Source organism: Campylobacter concisus, assembly GCF_002913865.1.
Taxonomy (GTDB): Bacteria; Campylobacterota; Campylobacteria; order Campylobacterales; family Campylobacteraceae; genus Campylobacter_A; species Campylobacter_A concisus_AM.
The window spans coordinates 1-4,373 of the sequence record NZ_POYX01000060.1 but is presented as its reverse complement, the minus strand read 5'-3'; the positions used below and the strand labels follow the sequence as shown (position 1 = coordinate 4,373).

At 41.3% G+C, this 4,373-nt stretch carries 4 protein-coding genes; all 4 read right to left on the bottom strand.

From position 1 onward, the window contains the following. Positions 1-27: 27 nt before the first annotated feature. Positions 28-1,158, bottom strand: coding sequence for a glycerate kinase family protein (locus CYP77_RS04030; protein ID WP_021093350.1), 1,131 nt, complete (start codon positions 1,156-1,158; stop codon positions 28-30). Then, the gene (locus tag CYP77_RS04025) at positions 1,155-2,549 is read right to left on the bottom strand and encodes a GntP family permease (protein WP_103565800.1); all 1,395 of its coding nucleotides are present in this window, start codon (positions 2,547-2,549) and stop codon (positions 1,155-1,157) included. Before CYP77_RS04025 ends, CYP77_RS04030 begins: the two co-directional genes overlap by 4 nt. A 165-nt stretch (positions 2,550-2,714) precedes the next feature. Beyond that, a complete protein-coding gene (locus CYP77_RS04020; RefSeq protein WP_103565798.1) occupies positions 2,715-3,677 on the bottom strand; it encodes a phospholipase A in 963 nt (320 codons plus the stop codon). Then, positions 3,670-4,233, bottom strand: coding sequence for a molybdenum cofactor guanylyltransferase (locus tag CYP77_RS04015; RefSeq protein WP_103565796.1), 564 nt, complete (start codon positions 4,231-4,233; stop codon positions 3,670-3,672). Before CYP77_RS04015 ends, CYP77_RS04020 begins: the two co-directional genes overlap by 8 nt. Positions 4,234-4,373 lie beyond the last annotated feature (140 nt).

The window sequence follows — 4,373 nt, the reverse complement described above, 5'->3', positions numbered from 1 at the left end:
GAAATTTAGCTTCTATCTTTTTTAAATTCATGCTTTGTGATTTAGCATATAAAGGCGGATGACTTGCTCGGCGGTCATCTTTAAATTTCTAATGGCATTATCTTTTCGCATAGCTTCTTCAAGGCTCATTGGCTCATTTAGTATGCAAAAATACGCATCGATGCCGTGTTTGTGGCAGTCTTTGGCGCACCTTTGCACGCTTCCAGCAAGCGCGATGACTGGCTTATGATGCCTCTTAGCTAGCTTTGCCACGCCTGTTGGGGTCTTGCCCATGGTGCTTTGAAAGTCCATACGGCCCTCGCCAGTGATGACAAGATCGGCCTTTTTTATCTCATCTTCAAGTGCGATGGTCTGCGTGATGATCTCGATACCGGGCCTAAGTTTTGCGCCCAAAAATGCAACAAAAGCAAAGCCAAGTCCGCCAGCTGCTCCAGCGCCCTTTTGCGTGTGAAATTTAGTGCCATTTTTCTCTTTTACAAGCCCCGCAAAGTGCTTTAGACCATCATCAAGCTGCTTTACCATGCGGCCATTTGCACCTTTTTGTGGAGCATAGACGTAGGCTGCACCCTTTTGTCCGTAAAGTGGATTATCCACGTCACAGGCGATTAAAAATTCGCACTCTTTTAGCTCTTTTATAGCCTCTTCATCTGAAAAGTCGCAAATTTGAGCTAGATCTTCGCCTTTGCCCTCAAGCAAAGCGCCATTTTTGTCATAAAATTTAAAGCCAAGAGCACTTAGCATACCTATACCAGCGTCGTTTGTCGCACTTCCGCCAATACCTATGATAAATTTCCTAGCACCCTTGCTAATGGCATCTTTTATCATCTGGCCAAAGCCAAATGTGCTAGTTTTCATAGGATTTCTCTCATCAGGATTTATAAGAGTAAGACCAGAAGCACTTGACATCTCAAGTATGGCAAGGTCATCTTTTAGGGCATATCTAGCTAAAATTTCAGTGCCAAGTGGGTTTTTGACGATGGTATCTATAAATTTAGCATCAAGTGCGTCAGCCATAGCCTCCACGCTGCCCTCACCGCCGTCAGCTACTGGCTTTACGACGACATCGCAAAAGTCTTCAAGGGCTTCTTTTATAGCAAGACCCGCTTCAAGCGAGCTTAGCGAGCCTTTTAATGAATCTATCGCAACCAAAATTCTCATAAAAGCACCAAAGATAATATATAAACGCTGATCATTCCAACAACGCCCATGATAAATGTCATCGCTGTTTGTGTGCGATATCCTTGATCTGCGGTCATTTTACTAAAGTTTGTCACGACCCAGAAATAGCTGTCGTTTGCGTGAGATACGCACATCGCACCAGACGCTATCGCCATGACACAAAGTGCGGCTGAGATTTCGCTCGTAAAGCCAAGTGTGTGCATGAGCGAGTTGTCAGCGCTAAATGCACCCATGATAGAGGCTGTCGTGATGATAGCCACAGTCGAGCTTCCTTGAGCGGTTTTTAGCACGGCTGAGATGATGAATGGGAAGAAAATTCCTATCGCTTTTATAGTTGAGGCATTTTCTTTTATGAAATTTACAAAGCCAGCCTCGGTGATGACGTTACCCAAAACGCCGCCAGCTGCGGTTATAAAGAGTATAGGACCAGCGATTTTTAATGATTCGTTTGTTATATGGTCAAATTCTCTCATCTTTTTAGTTTCAGCTAGTAAAAATACGCAAAAGATCACGCCGATCGCAAGGGCGATGATAGGGTTACCTAAAAATAAAAATATCTTTGGCAAGAGCGCAGCTTTATCAAGCATGCCTTGTTTTGCCAAAACATCAACCACAGAGCCAACCGCCATGAAAATGATAGGCATGATGATAGGAGCAAGGCTCAAAAATCCGCTTGGCAATTTGCCAAATTTATTTAAAAGTTCCTCGTAGCTAGCTGTTATCGTAGCGTCAGCCTCTTTGTCGCTTATGGTAACGCTTTTGCCAACACTTTTAGCAAAGAAATAGACAGCTAGCAAAACTGGAATAGAAACAACCGTACCCATAATGATGACAAGAAGTAAATTTCCACCAAGGCCAAGCGTGCCAGCAGCGGCTATCGGGCCAGGAGTTGGTGGGATGAAGACGTGAGAAGCGTATAGACCGCCGCTAAGTGCTACTGACATAGCAACTGGGCTTGCTGAAATTTTCTTATAAAGTGCCTCGCGGATAGAGTTTAATACGACAAAACCGCTATCGCAAAATACCGGTATGCCAACAACCCAGCCCATTATAAGCATGGCAAGCTCAGGGCGTCTTTGTCCGACTAGCTTTACAACCATGTCAGCTAGCTTTAGCGCAGCTCCCGTTTTTTCAAGCACTGTACCGATGATCGTTCCAAAGATGATGACGATGCCGATGCTCTTAAATGTGCCACTAAAACCAACGCCTATCATCGCTGGGATATTGGATAGATCGATGCCTGCGACTATTGCTAGCACCAAAGATATACTCATAAGTGCCAAAAATGGATGCACCTTGAACTTTGAGATCATAAGGATCATAAGGATGATTGCTATAACAAAACAGACAATCAAAGCTATACCGCTCATGAAAACTCCTTTATTGTGAGATTTTGCTAGTGATTTTAGCAAAATTTGCTTATATTTTTTCTAATATTTTTAAGTTTTTCTATTAGTTAAATTTTTTTCATTATTTATGTAAATTTTAGATTATCTGCCCAAATTTAGCCACTTTATAAGATTAAATTTTTAAGGCTATTTTAAAATAACAAAGCCAAGACCAACCTTATCTGTGTGCCTGTTGTAGTCTATCAAGCTCTCGCCGTATCCAGTAAAATACTGCAAATAGCCATAAACACCGGTTGAAAATATCGGAAACATATATGAAATTTCAGCTGCGCCTTTATTTGTTTTATCAAAATGTAAGTTATTTCTTAGCATTAGGCTAAAAATTTGATCATTTAGCTTGTAACTAAGCCTTAGATCTCCGTGTCCGATGTAGTTTAAAATTTCTTTGTTGTCGTTCTTTTCGCCGATCACGCTCCAAACTCTTGGCGAGACGCTAAAGTTGCCATAGACAAAGTCGCTTTGCACGTAGGCTCTGTTCCAGCTCCTTGATTTGCTACCATCTCGTCCATTTGACTCATGCAAAAGGCCAAATTTTAGGTTTTGGATGCCGATTTTCTCTAGATATTTTGGTGAGGCGAAATTTAAGAAAATTTCTGGCTGATAGTTTGTCTCACGAAACGGCGCTGAAGTTTTTGTTATCTGCCACCACGAAGTTTGCGTATATGCCGCTACAAGGCTCTCTCTAAGACCAAAAACGTCGTAGAATAGCGGCTTTGCAAGGCTTATTTGAAACTTGGTCTCAACGCTCTTTCGCCCATCATCTGGCACAGTTTTAGCGTAAGTTACTGGTAAAAGGTAGTTAAATTTATAAAGCTCGATGCCAAGTGCGTTTTGTAAATTTTTATCGCTTTTATCTCTTAAAAGATCAGCCTGCTTTAGCTTCGCATCATTTGTTGCAGGCTTGCTTGCTTGCAGATTTTGCGCCGCTTCTTGCTCGCCTAAAGAGCTTTTGGCTAGCTCTTTATAAATTTGCATCGCAGCCTTTATATCGCCACTTTGCTCAAGCTCTTGCGCCATTTTAAAATCATCCGTCCTGCTAGCCATCAAAAATGTAAGGCCAAGGCTTAAAAGTAGTATAAATTTACTCATTTTTCATCTTTTCGTTTGCTATTTTGTATTCTTCTGGGAAATTTACGTTAAAAAACTGCTCTTTGTCCTCAAAATTTACTATCTTACACTTGCAGCCTTTTCGTAAAAGTCCGATTTTGTGCTCATTTTTTAGGTAAAGCTCATGTGCAAACGGGGCTAAGCTTGGGCTAAAAAAGCCACAAAGCGAGTGTATATGCTCATCATCGCCAGCTACGACCATGTCAAATTCATCTTTAAATTTAGCTAGCTCGTCAAGACTTACAAGATCAAAAAATGGCATATCAGCTGGGATGATAAAGACGCTGTGATCAAAGCTTTTTAGCACGCAGTAGAGCGCTAACATCGGCGAATAATCCTCACTGCTCTCATCTTTTATGAGCTTTAGTGGCGGGTTAAATTTCTCAAATTTAGAGCTTACAAAAACCTCATCAAAGACTTTGCTAAATTTAGCAACCTGATAGTGCGTGAGTGTTTCAAATCCCCCAAATGGCAGCAAGGTCTTATCCTGACCCATGCGCGAGCTCTTGCCACCTGCTAAAATGACGCAAGTTTGCATCTTTTATCCTTTTAAATTTCAAAAAATTACAAAAGTATAACCAAATTTTCTAACTCATCTTGTTTTAAATTTATTATCACTTGATCAAAGCTTTGCCCTTAAATTTGCAAAAATGAGCGCTTTTGCCAAAACAATGGGCT

What these genes read in the sequence shown, in the direction of transcription:
- CYP77_RS04025 (WP_103565800.1), bottom strand. Translation starts at nt 2,549, where the DNA reads ATGAGCGGTATAGCTTTGATTGTCTGTTTTGTTATAGCAATCATCCTT.
- CYP77_RS04015 (WP_103565796.1), bottom strand. Translation starts at nt 4,233, where the DNA reads ATGCAAACTTGCGTCATTTTAGCAGGTGGCAAGAGCTCGCGCATGGGT.
- CYP77_RS04030 (WP_021093350.1), bottom strand. Translation starts at nt 1,158, where the DNA reads ATGAGAATTTTGGTTGCGATAGATTCATTAAAAGGCTCGCTAAGCTCG.
- CYP77_RS04020 (WP_103565798.1), bottom strand. Translation starts at nt 3,677, where the DNA reads ATGAGTAAATTTATACTACTTTTAAGCCTTGGCCTTACATTTTTGATG.